15 protein-coding genes are annotated in these 17,331 nt (G+C 74.4%); 6 read left to right on the top strand and 9 right to left on the bottom strand.

The window, feature by feature from the left end; genetic code table 11:
• Positions 1-41 precede the first annotated feature (41 nt).
• The 3 genes from MFF56_RS12360 to MFF56_RS12350 form a co-directional block, all read right to left on the bottom strand.
• Positions 42-887: a DUF1186 domain-containing protein gene (locus MFF56_RS12360; RefSeq protein ID WP_066925527.1), complete on the bottom strand. Its 846-nt coding sequence runs from the start codon at positions 885-887 to the stop codon at positions 42-44.
• Positions 888-1,022: 135 nt separating this feature from the next.
• Complete coding sequence (locus MFF56_RS12355; RefSeq protein WP_238230094.1) at positions 1,023-2,558, bottom strand: helicase HerA domain-containing protein; 1,536 nt, start codon at positions 2,556-2,558, stop codon at positions 1,023-1,025.
• A 200-nt stretch (positions 2,559-2,758) separates the two neighbouring features.
• Complete coding sequence (locus MFF56_RS12350; protein WP_082773211.1) at positions 2,759-3,724, bottom strand: c-type cytochrome; 966 nt, start codon at positions 3,722-3,724, stop codon at positions 2,759-2,761.
• 240 nt (positions 3,725-3,964) lie between these two features.
• Here MFF56_RS12350 and MFF56_RS12345 point away from each other — a divergent pair, with 240 nt between their 5' ends.
• Genes MFF56_RS12345 through MFF56_RS12335 form a run of 3 tightly spaced genes read left to right on the top strand, consistent with a single transcriptional unit; the run spans position 3,965 to position 6,097 of the window.
• Entirely contained in the window at positions 3,965-4,708 is a 744-nt protein-coding gene (locus MFF56_RS12345) for a 3-deoxy-manno-octulosonate cytidylyltransferase (protein ID WP_066924788.1), read from the top strand.
• A gap of 18 nt (positions 4,709-4,726) precedes the next feature.
• On the top strand, positions 4,727-5,581 hold the full coding sequence (locus MFF56_RS12340) for a prephenate dehydratase (RefSeq protein ID WP_066924790.1): 855 nt from the start codon (positions 4,727-4,729) through the stop codon (positions 5,579-5,581).
• Positions 5,582-5,611: 30 nt separating this feature from the next.
• On the top strand, positions 5,612-6,097 hold the full coding sequence (locus tag MFF56_RS12335; protein WP_066924792.1) for a hypothetical protein: 486 nt from the start codon (positions 5,612-5,614) through the stop codon (positions 6,095-6,097).
• A gap of 6 nt (positions 6,098-6,103) precedes the next feature.
• Here the strand turns inward: MFF56_RS12335 and MFF56_RS12330 are convergent, their stop codons facing one another.
• From MFF56_RS12330 to MFF56_RS12305, 6 genes are all read right to left on the bottom strand, one after another.
• Positions 6,104-7,144: an aldose epimerase family protein gene (locus tag MFF56_RS12330; RefSeq protein WP_066924794.1), complete on the bottom strand. Its 1,041-nt coding sequence runs from the start codon at positions 7,142-7,144 to the stop codon at positions 6,104-6,106.
• Between the two features lie 331 nt (positions 7,145-7,475).
• The gene (gene purH, locus MFF56_RS12325) at positions 7,476-9,074 is read right to left on the bottom strand and encodes a bifunctional phosphoribosylaminoimidazolecarboxamide formyltransferase/IMP cyclohydrolase (protein WP_066924796.1); all 1,599 of its coding nucleotides are present in this window, start codon (positions 9,072-9,074) and stop codon (positions 7,476-7,478) included.
• Positions 9,075-9,169: 95 nt separating this feature from the next.
• Positions 9,170-10,006 carry a class I SAM-dependent methyltransferase gene (locus tag MFF56_RS12320; RefSeq protein WP_066924798.1) on the bottom strand — a complete coding sequence of 279 codons (837 nt, stop codon included), beginning with the start codon at positions 10,004-10,006 and terminating at the stop codon, positions 9,170-9,172.
• 107 nt (positions 10,007-10,113) lie between these two features.
• Positions 10,114-11,886, bottom strand: a complete 1,773-nt coding sequence (locus MFF56_RS12315) for a heparinase II/III family protein (RefSeq protein ID WP_066924800.1) — start codon at positions 11,884-11,886, stop codon at positions 10,114-10,116.
• 148 nt (positions 11,887-12,034) lie between these two features.
• Positions 12,035-12,547, bottom strand: a complete 513-nt coding sequence (locus MFF56_RS12310; protein ID WP_066924802.1) for a GAF domain-containing protein — start codon at positions 12,545-12,547, stop codon at positions 12,035-12,037.
• Between the two features lie 64 nt (positions 12,548-12,611).
• Positions 12,612-13,550 (bottom strand): metal ABC transporter substrate-binding protein, encoded by a 939-nt coding sequence (locus MFF56_RS12305; RefSeq protein WP_066924804.1) that lies wholly within the window; start codon positions 13,548-13,550, stop codon positions 12,612-12,614.
• 229 nt (positions 13,551-13,779) lie between these two features.
• Here MFF56_RS12305 and MFF56_RS12300 point away from each other — a divergent pair, with 229 nt between their 5' ends.
• From MFF56_RS12300 to MFF56_RS12290, 3 genes are all read left to right on the top strand, one after another.
• Positions 13,780-14,307, top strand: a complete 528-nt coding sequence (locus MFF56_RS12300; RefSeq protein ID WP_066924806.1) for a Spy/CpxP family protein refolding chaperone — start codon at positions 13,780-13,782, stop codon at positions 14,305-14,307.
• A gap of 92 nt (positions 14,308-14,399) precedes the next feature.
• Positions 14,400-16,166, top strand: coding sequence for an ABC transporter ATP-binding protein (locus MFF56_RS12295; protein ID WP_238230069.1), 1,767 nt, complete (start codon positions 14,400-14,402; stop codon positions 16,164-16,166).
• A gap of 353 nt (positions 16,167-16,519) precedes the next feature.
• Positions 16,520-17,305, top strand: coding sequence for a prephenate dehydrogenase/arogenate dehydrogenase family protein (locus MFF56_RS12290; protein ID WP_066928112.1), 786 nt, complete (start codon positions 16,520-16,522; stop codon positions 17,303-17,305).
• Positions 17,306-17,331: the final 26 nt, after the last annotated feature.

The following is a 17,331-nucleotide window of genomic DNA, read 5'->3' as shown; positions in this document are numbered from 1 at the left end:
GGTATGGCGCGATTCAGGCGCCCGGCCGAAACGCGGTCAGGTCAGGCCGCCGCGACCTTGTCCAGGCAGCACTTCTTGAACTTCTTGCCGCTGCCGCAGGGGCAGGGGTCGTTGCGGCCGACGTCCCTGTAGGGATTCTGCTGGGGCAGCCCCGCGCCCTCCTCGGTCCAGGCGAGGTCGGCGAGCGGGTCGTCCAGGGTCCCGAAGCTCCAGGCATCGAAGCGCCGCAGGTCGTCCGGGCGGTTCACCGCCTTGCGCAGGGCTTCCTTGAACCAGCCCGCGTCGCTGATCTCGTCGGTGATGCGCCCGTCGCGCCGGGCCGCCTCGACGCGCGGGGCGAGATCGCGGAAGCCGAGGAGCGCGATCGTCTCCTCCCAGCCGATCCAGGCCGCGCCCTCCTCGACCGCGGCCTTGGCGTCATCGAAGCGCACGAGCAGGGCATGCACGGCGTCCCGCTCGATCCGGCCCGTCTGGCAGAGCGTGACGCAGGCCGAGAACAGGGCCTGTCGGACGGCGTCGTCGACCGTGCTGTCACGGATCAGCGCGAAGACCGGCTCCGGGTCCCCGTCGAACAGGCTCGCCACCACCTTGGAGAGCGTCGAGGTGACGGCGTCGCCCAGATACGCGTCGAGGGTGTCCTCGTCCTGCCGGAGCAGGCGCAGCAACGGCGCGAGCGCCCGCGTGTCGCGCGCGTGCGCCAGCACGTGCAGGCCCCAGAACAGGAGGTTGGCCTCGCCCTCCTCGAGTTCCTCCGCCGTGGCGGCCTTGTCCACCAGGCGCAGCGTCTCGGGCGCGAGCAGCGCCGGCCGCTCCAGCGCCGCGCGGAGCGCCGCCTTCGGCAGGTGGGTCGAGGCCGCGAGTTCGGCGATCAGAACCGCGTCGTCCATGCTCTGCTCCGTAAGGGTCTCGACCGACCCGGGGTCAACGCCTTCGGCATGAGGCGCGGGTTCCCGCGCCCTCGGGGAGAGGGCGTCCGGCCCGGTCCACGCACGCGGGCCCGAACCCGTCAGCCGGACACCGTATCACTCCGCCGCGAAGAGCTGCCAGTCCGTCCCCTCGGCGGGCGCGTCCGCGGGCGCGGCCTCCGCCTTCGGGTCGCCCGGCGCGGTCTCGCAGGACAGGCCCGGCACGGCGATGACCCGGTTGCCGCGGAAATCCGTGCGGCTGACCACCGCGCCGCGACTCTCCATGTAGCCGAGGAGCCGCCGCGCCCGGCCGGGGGAGCGGCTGCCGATCGCCTTGGCCAGCGCCGCGTCGCCGGGGCAGGACGCGCCGGCGAGCGCCGCGCGGGCGATCAGCAGGAACACGCCCTGCACCTCCTCCGGCATGGTGGCGGCGAGGTTCGTCGCCGCGCTCCAGCTTTCGTCGCCGCCCTCACCCGCCTCGGAGGGTGCCTCGACGCCGGCCCGCGCGACGCTGAGCGCCCGGCGGAAGGCCGGCATCCCGTAGCCGTCGCCGTCGAGGCCGCGCATGCGGCAGCGCACGAGGAAGTCCTGGTAGACGACCGCCACGGGCTGGCGCGCCGCGTCGGCGTCGGCGACCAGGCCCTGCAGCACCGCCTCGCAGCCGGCCCGGTTCTCGGCCGGGTCGAGGGCGGGGGTGGCGGGCGCGGTCTCCGGCCGGTGGGCGGCGAGCTCGCGCATCAGGTCGGCCGGCGTCACCCGCGGGGCCGTGACGGGCCGGGCGCGCGGCGGCAGCACGAAGCCCCCATCGCTCGCGGGCGCCAGGATCTGCGCGCGCAGATCCGCGTCGGCGGCCCCCGGCAGCGGCAGCAGGCCGGGCGCCACCGCCCGCGCGCCGGTGACCACCGCGCCGATGCGCAGGCCCAGCGGCCGGCGGCTCAGCGCGGGGCCGAGCGCCACAAACTCGCCGCGCCCGAGATCGCGGAAGCGCTCGGCGCCGCGCCGGTCGAGGCCGAGCAGGTCGGCGGCCCGCGCCATGTCAATGTCGAGGAAGGTGCGGCCCATCAGGAAGTTGGTGGCCTCGGCCGCGACGTTCTTGGCGAGCTTGGCGAGCCGCTGCGTGGCGATCACGCCGGCAAGCCCGCGCTTGCGCCCGCGGCACATCAGGTTCGTCATCGCGCCGAGCGAGACCTTGCGGGCCTCGTCGGAGACGTCGCCCGCCGCCATCGGGGCGAAGATCTGGGCCTCGTCCACCACGACGAGGCAGGGGAACCAGTGGGCGCGCTCGGCCTCGAACAACCCGCCGAGGAAGGCGGCGGCGGCGCGCATCTGCGCCTCCATGTCGAGGCTCTCCAGGTTCAGCACCACCGAGACCCGGTGTGCCCGCACCCGCGCGGCGATGGCCTGGAGGTCGGCCTCACCGTGCGTGCCCTCCACCACGAGGTGGTCGTAGGCCTCGGCCAAGCTGACGAAGTCGCCCTCGGGGTCGACGATGACCTGCTGGACGAGGCCCGCGCTCTGCTCCAGCAGGCGGCGCAGCAGGTGCGACTTGCCCGAGCCCGAGTTGCCCTGGACCAGCAGGCGGGTGGCGAGCAGCTCCTCGAGGTTCAGCCCGACCGGGCTGCCCTGGCCGGCGCCGTCGAGGCCCGTGCCCATCTCGATCGTGCCGTCGCTGCCGATCGCCATCGCTGATCCGGTTGCCGCCTCGGTAAGTCCGCGCCCTGGCTAACACGGGCGGGGGCCGGAGGATGCGGCCGAGGGCGCGCCCGTCCACAGGTTGCGGCGGGGCTGGGGATGAGGGGCGATGCGCGATCTCCCTCCCCCCTCTGCGGGGGAGGGAGAGCTTCGCGGGAACCTTACTTGCCGGCCTCGCCGCCGGTCGAGCCCTGCTCCTGCAGGGTCTTCGCCTTGTCCTCGGCGGCCGGGTCGGCCTTGGCCGGGGGCAGCTTGGCGGCGGGCTCCGACGGAGCCGCGGGCGCGGCCTCGGCCGGGGTGTTCTGGCTCGGGCCGCCGGCCGCCGGATCGGGCTTCGGCTCGGGCTCGTTGCGGTTGGGCGTCGCGGTGTTCGGCTTCGGGCTGCCCGGCGCCTTCTCCAGCACGGGCTCGGCCGTGTTCGTGTCGGCGGGCTTGGCCGGGCTGTCCTTGCCCTCGGAGGCCTTGCCGGCGGCCGGCTGGCTCGCGCTCGGCTTGGTCTCGGCGGGCTTCTCCGCCGGCTTGGCCTCTGGCTTGCCCTCCGCGGCCTTGCCCTCGGCGGGCTTGGCTTCGGCTGGCTTGGCCTCGGCCTTGTCGGCGGCGGGCAGCGGCTTCGGGCTGTCGGCGAGCGTGCGCAGGTAGGCGATCACGTTCGCGCGCTCCTGCGGCGAGGAGATGCCCGCGAAGGCCATCTTGGTGCCCTTGATGAAGCCCTTCGGGCTCGCCAGGAAGTGGTCGAGGTCCTCGTAGGTCCAGGCCCCGCCCTTCTCCTTCAGGCCGGCCGAGTACTCGAAGCCGCCGTGGCTGGCCTTCGGGCGCTCCACGATCTCCCAGAGGTCCGGGCCGACCTTGTTCGGGCCGCCCTTCTCGAAGCTGTGGCAGGCCTGGCAGGCCTTGGTGCCGCCCTGGCCCTTCTCGACGTTGGCGCTGGCGAGCCGCACGGCGACCGGTTCGACCTTGGCGGCCTCGGAGGGCGCACCGCTCTCCGGCTGCGGCTCGGGCAGCTCGTAGCCCGCCTTGCCGGCAGGTTTCGGGTGATAGATCAGCTCTGCGACGAAGCCGGATCCGACTGCGAACAACACGGCGCCCAAGACCGCACCGGCGACCTTGTTCAGCTCGAACGAATCCATGCTCACTCAACTCCGCTGGCGTGACGGGGCAGGACGCCGGACATTGGAAGATTTCGAGGGTGCCTTAGCCGCTCCGGGGCGATCTTGACAATGCCGGAACGCCGTCAAGCTTGCCCCCGGTGCGGATCTGTCTCATCCGCGCCCCGCAACGAGGCCCCGCCGGGGCGGCGAACCCCGCGAAATGACAACGCGGAAACCGCCTGTTAAGGCAGCGCCGCCCGACCACCCCGGTATCCTCCCGTGTCCGATCCCCTGGTGCTCATCCCCGCGCGGCTCGCCGCCACGCGCCTGCCGAACAAGCCGCTCGCCGACATCGCGGGCGAGCCGATGATCGTCCATGTCTGGCGTCGCGCCGTCGAGGCCGGGATCGGCCCCGTGGTGGTGGCGACCGACACGGCCGCGATCGCGGAGGCGATCCACGCGGTGGGCGGGCTCGCCGTGATGACCCGGGCCGACCACCCGTCGGGCTCCGACCGGCTCGCCGAGGCGCTGGAGCAGGTCGATCCGGCCGGCCACCACGACGTCGTGGTCAACGTGCAGGGTGACCTGCCGACGATCGACCCGGCGGCGATCGGCGCCGCGGTGGCCCCGCTCGCCGACCGCACGGTCGATATCGCCACGCTCTGTGCCGAGATCGAGCGCGCGGAGGAGGCGGACGACCCGAACGTGGTCAAGCTCGTCGGCCACCGGGTCGGCCCGCGGCGCCTGCGGGCCCTCTACTTCACCCGCGCCCGCGCGCCCTGGGGACAGGGTCCCCTCTTCCACCATATCGGCCTCTACGCCTACCGCCGCGCGGCGCTCGCCCGCTTCATGGCCCTCCCTCCGGGCGAGCTGGAGACCCGCGAGCGGCTGGAGCAGCTGCGCGCGCTGGAGGCCGGCATGCGCATCGACGCCGTCGTGGTGGACGACCTTCCGCTCGGCGTGGACACGCCCGCCGACCTCGAACGCGCCCGCGCCGTGATGGCCGGTCGCCGCCTGAACTGACGCCGCCGCGATGCCACGATGAACCAGACCATCTCCTACCAGGGCGAGCCCGGGGCCAACTCGCACATCATCTCGGCCGAGGCGTTCCCGGGCTGGACCTACCTGCCCTGCCCCACCTTCGAGGACGCCTTCGCGGCGGTGACGGAGGGCCGGGCCGCCCGCGCCATGATCCCGATCGAGAACTCGATCGCGGGGCGCGTCGCAGACATCCACCACCTGCTGCCGACCTCGCCGCTCAGCATCGTGGCCGAGCACTTCCTGCCGATCCACTTCCAGCTCATGGCGCTGCCGGGCGTGGCGCTGGAGGAGCTCCGGAGCGTGCACAGCCACATCCACGCGCTCGGGCAGTGCCGGCGCATCATCCGGCGCCTGGGGCTCGCGCCCGTGGTGGCGGGCGACACCGCGGGGGCCGCCCGACAGGTCGCCGAGGCCGGCGACCGCACGATGGCCGCGCTCGCGCCCGCGATGGCGGCGGGCGTCTACGGGCTCGACATCCTGGCACGCGACGTCGAGGACGAGGCCCACAACACCACCCGCTTCGTGGTCTTCGCGCCCGAGGCCGAGGTGGCGGAGAACGAGGGCGGGCCCTTCGTGACGAGCTTCATCTTCCGGGTGCGCAACATCCCGGCGGCCCTCTACAAGGCGCTCGGCGGCTTCGCCACGAACGGCGTCAACATGTCGAAGCTCGAGAGCTACATGGTCGAGGGGCAGTTCACCGCGACCCAGTTCTACGCCGAGGTGGACGGCCACCCCGACGACCCTGCGCTGGCCCGGGCGCTGGACGAACTCGACTACTTCTCGCGCGAGCTGAAGGTCGTCGGCACCTACCCGGCCCATCCCTTCCGCGAGGCGGCCCGGCCCCCGGCCGAGTAGGGGTCGGGCGGCGCGAGCCGAGGTCCCGCCGTGACGCGAACCGGATACGCCGCCCTCGCCGCCTCCGCCGTGCTGGCGCTGGCCTGCGTCGTCTGGCTCGTCCGGCCGGTGCCCGAGCCGGAGCGCGGGTCCGTGCCGACGCGGACCGCCCCGTCCGCCGCGGCTCAGGGCGGGGCGCCGAAGTCCGGCGCGCCGACGCTCTACTGCGAGTTCACCAACTTTGCCGACCGCACGCCGCTGGTCGGCTTCTACTTCCGCGTCGAGCCGGCCGGCTACGCGCTGGTGTTCCGGCGCGAGCAGGACGGCGCGCAGGAGGATTTCGGGCCTGAATCCGCGCCGCGCTGGAGCCTTGACCGCGCGGCCGACCCCGCCGTGCTCGGCGCCCCCGACGACGAGACACGGATCAACCTCTACGCCTACGATCCGGGCCGGCCGGGGCAGGTCTGGTTCGAGGCCGGCCTGCGCAGCGTCCGCTACCGAAACCTCGGCGGTCGCTGCCGCCACAGTGCGGCTTGACGATCCTTACGCAGCCGAGAACCGCCACGTCGTCGTGGCGGTGAAGCGCTCGCCCGGGCGCAGGACGCAGGAGGGGAAGCCCGGATGGTTCGGCGCGTCCGGAAACCCTTGCGTCTCGAAGCAGACGCCGTCGCCCGCGCGGTAGGTGCGGCCGGAGGGCCCGACCAGCGTGCCGTCCAGGGTGTTGCCGGTGTAGAGCTGCAATCCCGGCAGCGTGGTCGCTACCGCGAGCAGGCGCCCGCTCGCCGGATCGTGGCAGGTCGCGGCCGGCCGCAGGGTTCCGGCCTCGCCCCGCAGCACGAAGCAGTGGTCGTAGCCCTTGCCCCGCACGATCTGCGGGTCGCCCGCGCGGATCCGGGCGCCGAGGGCTTCGGGCGCGCGGAAATCGAGGGGCGTGCCGGCGACCGCCCGGACCTCGCCCGTGGGGATGCCGGTCGCGTCGATCGGCAGGAAGGCGTCGGCCTCGACCGCGACGGCGTGGCCGAGCACGTCGCCCGCCCCCTCCCCGGCGAGGTTGAAGTAGCTGTGGTTCGTCAGGTTCAGCACGGTCGGGCGGTCGGTCCGGGCGGCGTAGTCGATCCGCACCAGCCCGTCCTCGGGCAGGCTGTAGGCGACCTCCACGTCGAGCGTGCCGGGGAATCCCATCTCGCCGTCCGGCGAGCGGCGCGCCAGGACGAGGCGGTCGGCCTCCGCCGCGGTCGCGCGCCAGGGCCGGTGGGCGAAGCCCTCCGGGCCGCCGTGCAGGGTGTTGGGCGGCTCGTTGACGGGCAGGTGATAGGTGTGTCCGTCGAGGTCGAAGCGGCCGTTCGCGATCCGGTTGGCGAAGCGGCCGGCCACCGCCCCGAAATGCGGGCTCAGGCGCTCGTAGCCGGCGAGCGTGTCGAGCCCGAGCACCACGTTGGCGCGCCGCCCCACCCGGTCCGGCACCTCCAGCCGGGTGACGACCGCGCCGTAATCGATCACCTGCAGCCGCAGGGGGCCGCGCTCCAGCGTGTAGCGGGTGACGGGCTCGCCGTCCCTGGTCCGCCCGAAGCCCTCGCCCGCCATCGCCGTCCCCGCTCCACCGCCCGCGCCTCGCCGGGACGATCCCCGACCCCGGAGCGTCGTCCTGGATACGGGATCCGGGCCGATGCTCCCAGCCTCTTGATTCTGCATCCTCTTTTCCGAAAGCCGGAAGCCAGCTTTCGGGACGATGCTTTGGGGCGCGGGCATGCCCGGCCACGCGGGCCGGTCCCGACAGGTCGCCGCGAAGCGCGAATCCCCGCTCCCCGCACGGCGAGGAGCGGGGATGGCGCGGCGCAGGGCCTCTCACGAAACGCCCGCTGCACCGTCGCGTGCAGGGGGAGGGCTCCCGGTGATCGGGCGTCGTGAGGTGCTCCTAGTGCCGGAAGTGGCGGACGCCCGTGAACACCATTGCCAGCCCGGCCGCGTCGGCCGCCGCGATCACCTCGGCGTCGCGCATCGAGCCGCCCGGCTGGATCACCGCGGTGGCGCCGGCCTCGGCGGCCGCCAGGAGGCCGTCCGCGAAGGGGAAGAAGGCGTCGGAGGCCACCACCGCGCCCTTGGCGAGGCTCTCGGTGAGCCCCAGGCGCTCGGCGCCCTCCTGCGCCTTCCAGGCGGCGATGCGCGAGGAATCGACCCGCGACATCTGCCCGGCCCCGATGCCGACCGTGGCGCCGCCGCGGGCGTAGACGATCGCGTTCGACTTGACGTGCTTGGCGACCCGGTAGGCGAAGCGCAGGTCGGCGTACTCGGCCTCGCTCGGCTGGCGCTTGGTCACGACGTTCAGGGCCATATCGTCCACGACCGCGCTGTCCCGGCCCTGGATCAGCAGGCCGCCGGACAGCGTGCGGACGGTCTCGCCGGCCGCGCGCGGGTCGGGCAGGCCGTCGGCGAGCAGCAGGCGCAGGTTCTTCTTGGCGCCGACGATGGCGCGGGCCTCCTCGGTCGCGTCCGGCGCGATGATCACCTCGGTGAAGATCTCGACGATCTTGCGCGCGGCCTCGGCGTCCAACGTCCGGTTCAGCGCCACGATGCCGCCGAAGGCCGAGGTCGGGTCGCAGGCGAGCGCCCGCTCGTAGGCCTGGAGCAGGTCCGCCCCCTCGGCGACGCCGCAGGGGTTGGCGTGCTTGATGATCGCCACCGCCGCGGTGCGGGCCGGATCGAACTCGGCGACGCACTCGTAGGCGGCGTCGGTGTCGTTGAAGTTGTTGAAGGAGAGTTCCTTGCCCTGGAGCTGGCGCGCGGTGGCGACGCCCGCCCGCGGCGTGCCGGGCGCCCGGTAGAAGGCGGCGCTCTGGTGCGGGTTCTCGCCGTAGCGGAGCGTCTGGCCGAGGCTGCCGCCGACCGCCCGGAACGGGGCCGGGCCCGCCGCCTCGACGTGCTGGACGAGCCAGTTCGCGATGGCCGCGTCGTAGGCGGCGGTGCGGGCGTAGGCCTTCTGGGCGAGGCTGCGGCGCAGCGCGGTGGAGAGGGAGCCGCCGCCGGCCTCGAGCGCCGCCAGCACCGCCGCGTAGTCCGAGACGTCCGTGACCACTGCCACGTCGCCGTGGTTCTTGGCGGCCGCGCGGATCATCGCCGGGCCGCCGATGTCGATGTTCTCGACGCAGTCGTCGTAGGGTCTGCCGGCCGCGATCGTCGCCTCGAAGGGATAGAGGTTGACCACCAGCAGGTCGATCGCCCCGATGCCGTGGGCGGCCAGCGCCGCCTGGTGCTCGGGGTTGTCGCGGATGGCGAGGAGGCCCCCGTGCACCGCCGGGTGCAGGGTCTTGACGCGGCCGTCCATCATCTCGGGGAAGCCCGTGAGGTCGGCGACCTCGCGCACCGGCAGGCCGGCCTCGGTGAGAGCGCGGTGGGTGCCGCCGGTCGAGACAAGCTCGATGCCGCGCGCGTGGAGCGCGCGGGCGAAATCCACGAGCCCGGTCTTGTCCGAGACGGAGAGGAGCGCGCGGGCAACCCGCACCTGATCATGCGACATGGCGAACGTCTTGGTCGTCGGTGGCGATTTCCCGGGCCGGTAGCACGGAACGGACCGGGCCGGCCAGGGAGCCTCGCGACGATCCCGCCCCGCGCTCAGCGCTTCCGGTAGACGAACACGTCCTGGTGCCCGTCGAGCTGCATCGCCCGGTAGGAGAGTGGCTCCAGGTCGGGGGCCGCCTCGGCGACCAGCGCCTCGACGGCGGCGCGGCTGAACCAGGTCAGGCCGTAATCGGCCGTGTAGTAGGGGTAGCGGGCGTAGTAGTAGCCCTCGCGCGCCAGGGCGGCGAGCACCGCCGGCTTGTCGAGCCAGAACTGCTCGTAGCGCTCCGCCTGCTCGGCCGAGCCCTGGCCGTGGATGGTGAAGACCACGATCCCGCCGGGCTTGAGGGCGCGTGCCACGTCGGCGAGGTTGGCGTGCACGACGGCGCGCGGCAGGTGGGTGTAGACCGAGAGCAGGTAGACGAGGTCGTAGGTGTCCGACGGTTTCGGGTGGGCCCGCTCCATCACCGGCACCTGCGCGGCGCCGAATTCGGAGGCGGTGAAGCGGGCGCCCTCCTCGATCATGTCGCAGACCGCGATGCGCTCGCCCGGAAGGCGGCGGGAGAGCCGGCGCACGATGCGGCCGTAGCCGCAGCCGATCTCCAGCGCCCGACCGATCGTGTCCCAGTCGCGCCCGGCCTCGCGGACGGCCGCCTCCAGGATGTCGACGAACTGCTCGGCGCCCGCCATGTAGCTCGCGACCTTGTCGGGGGCGGTCGAGGTCAGCATGAAGTCGTTGTAGTGGGCCCGCCCGATCCCGGCGACCGGGCGCGCGCCGAGGCGCGAGCCCAGCGCGAAGCGGGCCTTGCGCCCGACGCCGTAGAGGGCGGGCGAGCGCTTGATCACGTCCAGCATCGCGGGCGGGATCAGCCGGGTCGAGAGAGAGGGCACGGGCGGGGCTCCGCTGGACAGGTGCCCCACGATGCCGCCGCAACCGTGCGTCCACAACGATTTACGCGCGGCAAGCCTAACGGAGCTTTGCGACGCCGGAGCGCGCGTCAGCCCCGGCCCGGGGCGGCGGCCAGGCGGCGGAAGGACCAGTGCACCTCGCTGCCCTCGCCGTCGATGCCGAGCCGCAGGTGCAGGACGATCTGGTCGGTGCGCCGCGCGCCCGAGAGGCCCGCGAAGTAGACGCTCTCCTCGATCGCGACCGCGCCGCCCTCGGCGGAGAAGCGCCAGACCTCGCCCAAGGGCGAGGCTAGCTCCAGCTCCGCGCCGGCGCCGCGCACCGCGATCGCCGGGTGCAGGTGGAAGCGCACCGCGACCGCGTGCTCGCGGGGCCGCGCCCGGCCGGCCCCGCGGCCGGCCCGCCGGAAGGCGTCGGTGCCGTCGAGCCGCGCCCCGTCCGGGGCCAGCACCCAGCGCCGCTCGTGCACGAGGCCGAGATCCGGCGCGTAGCCGTCGTGGCGGGCGGCGAGCACGAGGCCGTCGGCCGTCTCGGTCCGCTCGGAGCGCACGTCGCGGGGACCGCGCAGCACCACCGGCCCGAGCCGGCGCACCAGCCAGGCGGCGGCCGCCCGCTCGCCCCACCACCCGCCCGAGCCGAGGAAGCGGCAGGAGGAGGCGTCGTCGATGCAGGCGGTGGAGTGGGCCGCGGTCGAGCGCGCGACCCGGCGCAGGTCCCCCCCGCTCTCCGGCAGGCCGCAATTGATCACGATGCGCTGGGGCCCGCTCGACATCTCGAAGGAGAGGCAGCCCGCCCCGGCATTGCGCGAGTCGAGCAGCGGCGGGCTCGCGCCCACGTCGGCCACCACCACGACCCGCCCGGCCTCGAGCCGCTCGTAGCCGGAATTCGGCGCGTGCATGAGCGGGCGGGCCAGCGCCCCGTCGTAGACGAGCAGCGTGGCGAGCTGGTCGGCGGCGGTCGCCCCCATGCCGTTGAAGTGGCTGAGCGAGGCGTCGGCGTGGCGCAGCAGCCGGAGCAGCGGCAGCATCCGGTCGATCGCCCGGATGAGCGCGCCCGGCGGCTCGACGTTGCGGCTGAGATAGCTCTGGCGCAGCGGCAGCAGGTCGAGCAGCAACTCCATGGCGAAGCGCGGGTCGCGGGAGCGGTGGCCGCCATCGGCCATCACCTGGCGGTCGAGCTCGCGCGACAGGACCCGGGTGGCCCGCCGCAGGATGGGCTGGATGCCCTCGCAGCACAGGCCCGCGTAGCAGAGCGCGACCGCGGCGTTGAGCTGCCATTGCGGCGGCACCCCGCGGCGCAGGTCCCGCTCCAGCTGCTGCGCGTTGCGGGCGATCGCCTTGAGGAAGGCCTGATAGAAGCCGTGGTCGGCCCCCTCCAGCACCAGCGGCGACTGACACAGGAAGGAGATCAGCCGCCGCGCCGCGACCGGGGTGCGCCGGGCGAGCGCCGGGTCGCCGCGCCCAGCCATGAAATCGGCCACGAACGCCCGGGCGTTGGCGCGGGCGAGCGCGGTGTCGGCGGCGCGCAGGTGGCGCAGCCAGCCGAAGCCGTACAGGACCTCGGCCCAGGCCTCGGACGGGGGTGCGTAGTCGAAGGGCGAGCCGCCGCTCGCGGCCAGCGACCGGCCCGCGAAGACGAAGAGCCCGGCATAGATGTCGTCCGCGAAGGTGGCGTCGGCGGTGCGCAGGTCGTGCGGCGCGATCACGAGCCCGCTCACCCGCACCCGGGCCAGGATGTCGGGCGGCGCGGAGAGCCGCGCGGCGGCCGCGCGCGCGAGGCCCGCCGCCTCGCGCCCGAGCAGCCGGTAGAATCGCCAGCGGTCAGGCCCCCGGGCCGAGTCCCACCAAGCCGCACCCCAAGCCACGCGTTCTCCTCGGACCCGGGGCGCGAGCGCCCGGCCTGTCAGTCGGTCAGGCTAGAACCGGCCTCTTAACCATCGGTTCACGCTGTGTCATGGCCAACCTCGGCCAACCTCGGCCAATCTCGGTCAACCGCACGGGGACGGACCGAACCTATTCGGCGGCCGCGACCGCGGCGTCCCGCACGCGGATCCGCGCCAGGGCGTCGCCGGCCAGACGCGCCAGGCGCTCGACGCGGCCGACCGTGACCGCGTCGAGGAACACGAAGGCGCACCAGTAGGCGCCGAGGGCGGCCACCGGCTCCGGCTCGCCGATCGGGGCCATGACGAGGCTGCGGATCGAGGTGCGCCGATAGGGCGCGACCGGGACCCGCGGATCGAGGGCGACGTCCGGGATCACCGCCGTCGCGCCGTTCAGCATCGCCCAGCCGGACACGCAGCCGTCGAGTGCGAAGCGCCGGTTCTTCCAGAGCGGTTCGACGGCGTTCTCGGCGACGTAGTGGCAGAAGCCGCCATCCCGCAGGATGACCGCGACGCCGTCGCAGCCGATCGCCGCGCGCGTGCACGCGCTCAGGGCGCTCACGATGTCGTCGAGCGAGCGGGCCGCCGCGAGACGCTCGCCCACGTGATCCAGGCGGGGGTCCGGCCGGTCCGGTTGATGGAGCATGGCGCCCTCGGTAGGCCCCGGGTGCCTCCCCGTCCAGGCGCCCGGGGGGCGGGCCCCCATGCGCCTAGCCCGGCCCGAGCGCCGCCGCGAAGGCCCGCAGGTTCTGGCGCATCATCGCCAGATAGGTCGGGGCCGGGCCGTCCGGACCGGAGAGCGAGTCGGAATAGACCCGGCCGCCGATGCGGGCCCCGCTCTCGCGGGCGATCTGCTGCATCAGGCGGGGGTCGGCGATCGTCTCCAGGAACACGGCCGGGACCTTGTCGCGGCGGATCTGGCGGATGATCCGCCCGACATCCTTCGGGCTCGCCTCGCTCGCGGTCGAGACGCCCTGCGGCGCGATGAAGGTCAGCCCGTAGGCCGCGCTGAAATAGCCGAACGAGGCGTGCGTGGTGATGACCCGCCGGTGCTCGGGCGGGATCGCCGCGATGGCGGCGCGGATGTCGCCCTCCAGGCGGTCGAGCTCGGCGAGGTAGGCGCCCGCCCGGCGCGCGTAGTCCTCCGCGTTGGCCGGATCGGCCTTGGCGAGGCCGTCGCGGATGTTGGCGACGTAGACCCGCACGTTCGCCACGCTCTGCCACGCGTGCGGGTCGAACGCCGCTCCGGGAGCGGACCCGGAACCCGGCCCGTGATCCTGCCCGTGATCGTGCCCGCCGTGATCGTGTTCGGGGTCGCCCGCGATGGTGTTCACGCCGGCGGAGGCGACGACGACCGGCGCCTTCGCTCCCGAGGCCCGGACCAGCCGGTCGATCCAGCCCTCGAAGCCGAGGCCGTTCACCACGATGATCCGCGCCTGCGCGAGGGTGCGCGAGTCGGCGGGCGAGGGGTTGTAGCTGTGCGCGTCGGCGTCCGGCCCGACGAGGCTCGTCACCGCGACGTCCGGGCCGCCGACCGCGCGGACGAGGTCGGCCAGGATCGAGAAGGTCGCCACCGCCCGCAGCGGCTCGGCCGCGGCCGGCAGCGTGCCGCAGAGGAGCGCCAGCCCGAGCAGGGCCGCCCGCGCCATCCCCCGAGTTCTCCGCATCCCCGAACCTCCCGCCGCACGCCTCGGGCGCCAGTAATGTAACAGTGTTGCATGCACAAGCGGGAGACGGGCCGGGCGCAAGGACGCTCCCGCCCGATCGCGCACGATCGCGCACATGAACGCGATGTCATGGTCCGGACAGGACGGCGCCATGAGAGCTGCGCCATTCTGGCACGCGGCGTCCCTGCCGACGCGAACGATGGAGAGATGCATGACCCGAAGCGTGATTCAGGGTGTCCTCCTGGCGGGCGTCGCCGCCCTCGGCCTCGCGGGCGCGGCCGCCGCGCGGGACGCGCGGCCCGACCCGTTCGGCCCGCGCGGCGAGGGCCGGGACGGCGGACGCTGGAGCGCCTTCTCGAAGGAGGATCGCGCCGCCTTCGCGGACGCGCGCATCGCCGCGCTGCACGCGGGGCTGCGCCTGACGCCCGACCAGGAGAAGCTGTGGCCGCCGGTGGAGACGGCGATGCGCGACCTCTCGCGCCTGAAGCAGGACCAGCGCGAGGCGCGGGCCGAGCGCGGCCGGATGATCGACGACGCGCCGGGCGCGCTGCGCGCCATGGCGGACGCGGCGAGCGCCCGGGCCGAGGCCCTGCGCAAGCTCGCCGACGCCTCAGGCCCGCTCTACGCCACCCTCGACCAGGACCAGCGGCGCCGCGCCCTGGTGCTGGCCCGGCCGATGCGCCCGCACCACGGCCACGGCTGGCACCGGCACGGGGGTCCGCGCGGCGAGCGGGACTGAGCCGCAACCCTCGCCCTTGATCCCGGGGGCGGGGGGCTGCAAACGCGGCGGAGGACGGGGGCTCCGACCCCCGCGGATCCCGGACCTCTGCCATGGCGCGCCTGAAGGGCGACACGATCCCGCTCCTCGCCCGCCTCTGGCGCGAGTGGCTCTCCCCCCACCGCGGCACCCTCGCGGTCGTGCTGGTGCTGATCGCGGTGGTGGGCGCGGCGACCGGCCTCTACCCGGCGCTGATCAAGGCGGCCTTCGACGCCTTCGACCACAAGGACCCCTCCGCCCTGACCTACGGGCCGGTCGTGGTGATCGCCGTGACGGCCGTTCGCGGCTTCGCGCTGCTCGGCCAGACCGTGCTGACGAACCGCGTCGTCACCCGGGTCGAGGCCGACATGCAGGCCGCCCTCTACGGCCACCTGATCGAGGCGGACCTCGCCCAACTCGGGCGCGAGAGCCCGGCGGCCTTCACGCAGCGCTTCACGACCGACTTCGCCTTCATCAAGGAGGCGCTGACCCGGATCTCCACCGTGCTGCTGCGCGACGTGGCGATGCTGGTGGGGCTCGTCGCGGCCCTCGTCTGGATGGATCCGGTCCTGACGCTGGTGGCCGCCGTCACCGTGCCGTTCGTGGCGGGCCCGATCGGGCGGGTCGGCAAGAAGCTCCGGCGGGTCTCGACCACGACCCAAGAGCAGATGGGCGCGACCGCGAGCCTGATCTCGGAGAGCCTCGCGGGCGTGCGCGTCGCCAAGACCTACGGCATGGAGGGCTACCTCAAGGCGCGGGCGGCCGCCGCCCTCGACGAGGTGCGCCGCCTCAAGATGAAGGCCGCCAACGCGCGCGGGCGCCTCGACCCGCTGCTCGAGATCGGCGGCGGCCTCGCGGTGGCGGGCGTTCTGGCGCTCGTCGGCCAGCGGGTGATGTCGGGCGAGCGCACGGTCGGGGACTTCACCGGCTACGTCGCCGCGCTGCTGCTGGCCGCCCAGCCGGCCCGCGCGCTCGGCACCCTCAACGCGATCCTGCAGGAGGCGGCCGCCGCCCTGCGGCGCTACTTCGACATCCTCGACGAGGCCCCGACCATCCGCGAGGCGCCGGGTGCGCCGGCGCTGGCGGTGGGGGCGGGGGCGATCCGCTTCGCGGGCTTGCGCTTCCGCTACCGCCCCGATGCGCCGGCACTGGAGGGCATCGACCTCGACGTCCCCGCGGGCTCGACCACGGCGCTCGTCGGGCGCTCGGGCTCGGGCAAGTCCTCGCTCCTCAACCTCGTGCCGCGCCTCTACGACCCGACAGAGGGCCGCGTCATCATCGACGGCCAGGACGTGCGGGGCGTGACGCTGGCCTCGCTGCGCGCCGCGGTCGCGGTTGTCTCGCAGGAGGTGACGCTGTTCGACGACACGGTGGCGGCCAATATCGGCTTCGGCCGGGCGGGCGCGAGCCCGGCCGAGATCGAGGCGGCGGCCCGCGCGGCGGCCGCGCACGACTTCGTGGCCCGCCTGCCCGAGGGCTACGGGTTCCGCGTCGGCCCCGCCGGGCAGCGCCTGTCGGGGGGCGAGCGCCAGCGCATCGCGCTCGCCCGCGCCTTCCTGAAGGACGCGCCGATCCTGCTCCTCGACGAGGCGACCTCGGCGCTGGACGCCGAGAGCGAGCGCCTCGTGCAGGCGGCGCTGACGCGGCTGATGCAGGGCCGCACCACCCTCGTCATCGCCCACCGGCTCTCGACCATCCGGCAGGCCGACCGGATCGTGGTGTTGGAAGCCGGCCGCGTCGTCGAGACCGGGCGCCACGACGACCTGCTGGCCGCGCAGGGGGCCTACGCCCGCCTGCACCGGATGCAGCGCGACGAGCCGGAGGCGCTGACCGGGGTCTGAGGCGCTCCCCTGGATCGGGCGCGCCCATCATCCCCCCGTTTGCGGGGAGAGGCCTGTGCGCCCTGTCGTGCGGACGCTCGCTCACCGCCGCTGCCGCTCGGCTCGCCCCCGACAAGGGGGAAGAGGGGAGGCCCTATCCCGCCTCGCTCCGCGCTCCGAGACCCCCGCCCCCGGCTTGACGGCCGGCCACGCGCCGACCTACACGCCGGCCCCATGACCAGCCCCCGCCTCGCCGGACTCTATCGCGCGCCGCTTCCCTAGCGGCCGAGCTCGTCATGCCCAGCCGCCCGCGTCGCCGGCGGCTGGTCTCGTTCCCGAGGACCGTCGGCCTCGCCTCACCCCGAGGTTCCGCCGTGTCGCCCCCGCCCAGCACCCCTGCCCTCTCCGTCGGCCTGATCGGCTTCGGCGCCTTCGGCCGCCTGATCGCCCGCCACCTCGCGCCGCACCTGCGCGTGCTCGCGCACGACCCGTTCGTGGCCGCGGACGCCTTCGGGCCGGACGCCGTGCCGGCCGACCTCGCGACCGCCGCCGCCTGCCCGGTCGTGATCCTGGCGACGCCCGTCCCGGCCCTGCGGGCGGTGGCGCGCGCCCTCGCCCCGCACCTGCGTCCGGGCGCGCTGGTGGCCGATGTCGGCTCGGTCAAGGTGGTCCCGGCCGCGATCCTGCGCGAGGAACTGCCCGCCCACGCGGAGATCCTGGCGACGCACCCGCTCTTCGGCCCGCAGAGTGCCCGCGACGGGATCCGCGGCCTGAAACTCGCCGCCTGTCCGGTCCGGGGCCGGGGCGGCCTGCGGGCTGCCGCCTTCCTGCGCCGCTTGCTCGGCCTGGAGGTGATCCTGACCACGCCCGAGGCGCACGACCGCGAGATGGCGGTGGTCCAGGGCCTGACCCACCTCGTCGCCAAGGTGCTGGTACGGATGGAGCCGCTGCCCGCCCGGATGACCACCCGCAGCTTCGAGCGGATCATGGAGGCGGTCGGCATGGTGCGGCACTACGCGCCGGAGGTGTTCGCCGCGATCGAGCGGCAGAACCCGTTCGCTCCGCAGGTGCGGCGCCGCTTCCTCGCGCTCGCCGCCGAACTGGAGGCGGAGCTGGATGCGGACCGGTCGGTCGCCCCGCGCCTCGCCCTGGTGCGGTGAGCCCTCGAACGCGAACGGGGCGGGCC

The organism is Methylobacterium hispanicum, from assembly GCF_022179285.1.
GTDB classification, from domain to species: domain Bacteria; phylum Pseudomonadota; class Alphaproteobacteria; order Rhizobiales; family Beijerinckiaceae; genus Methylobacterium; species Methylobacterium hispanicum.
The sequence above is the reverse complement of the archived record's forward strand: the minus strand, read 5'-3'. Positions and strand labels throughout refer to the sequence as shown.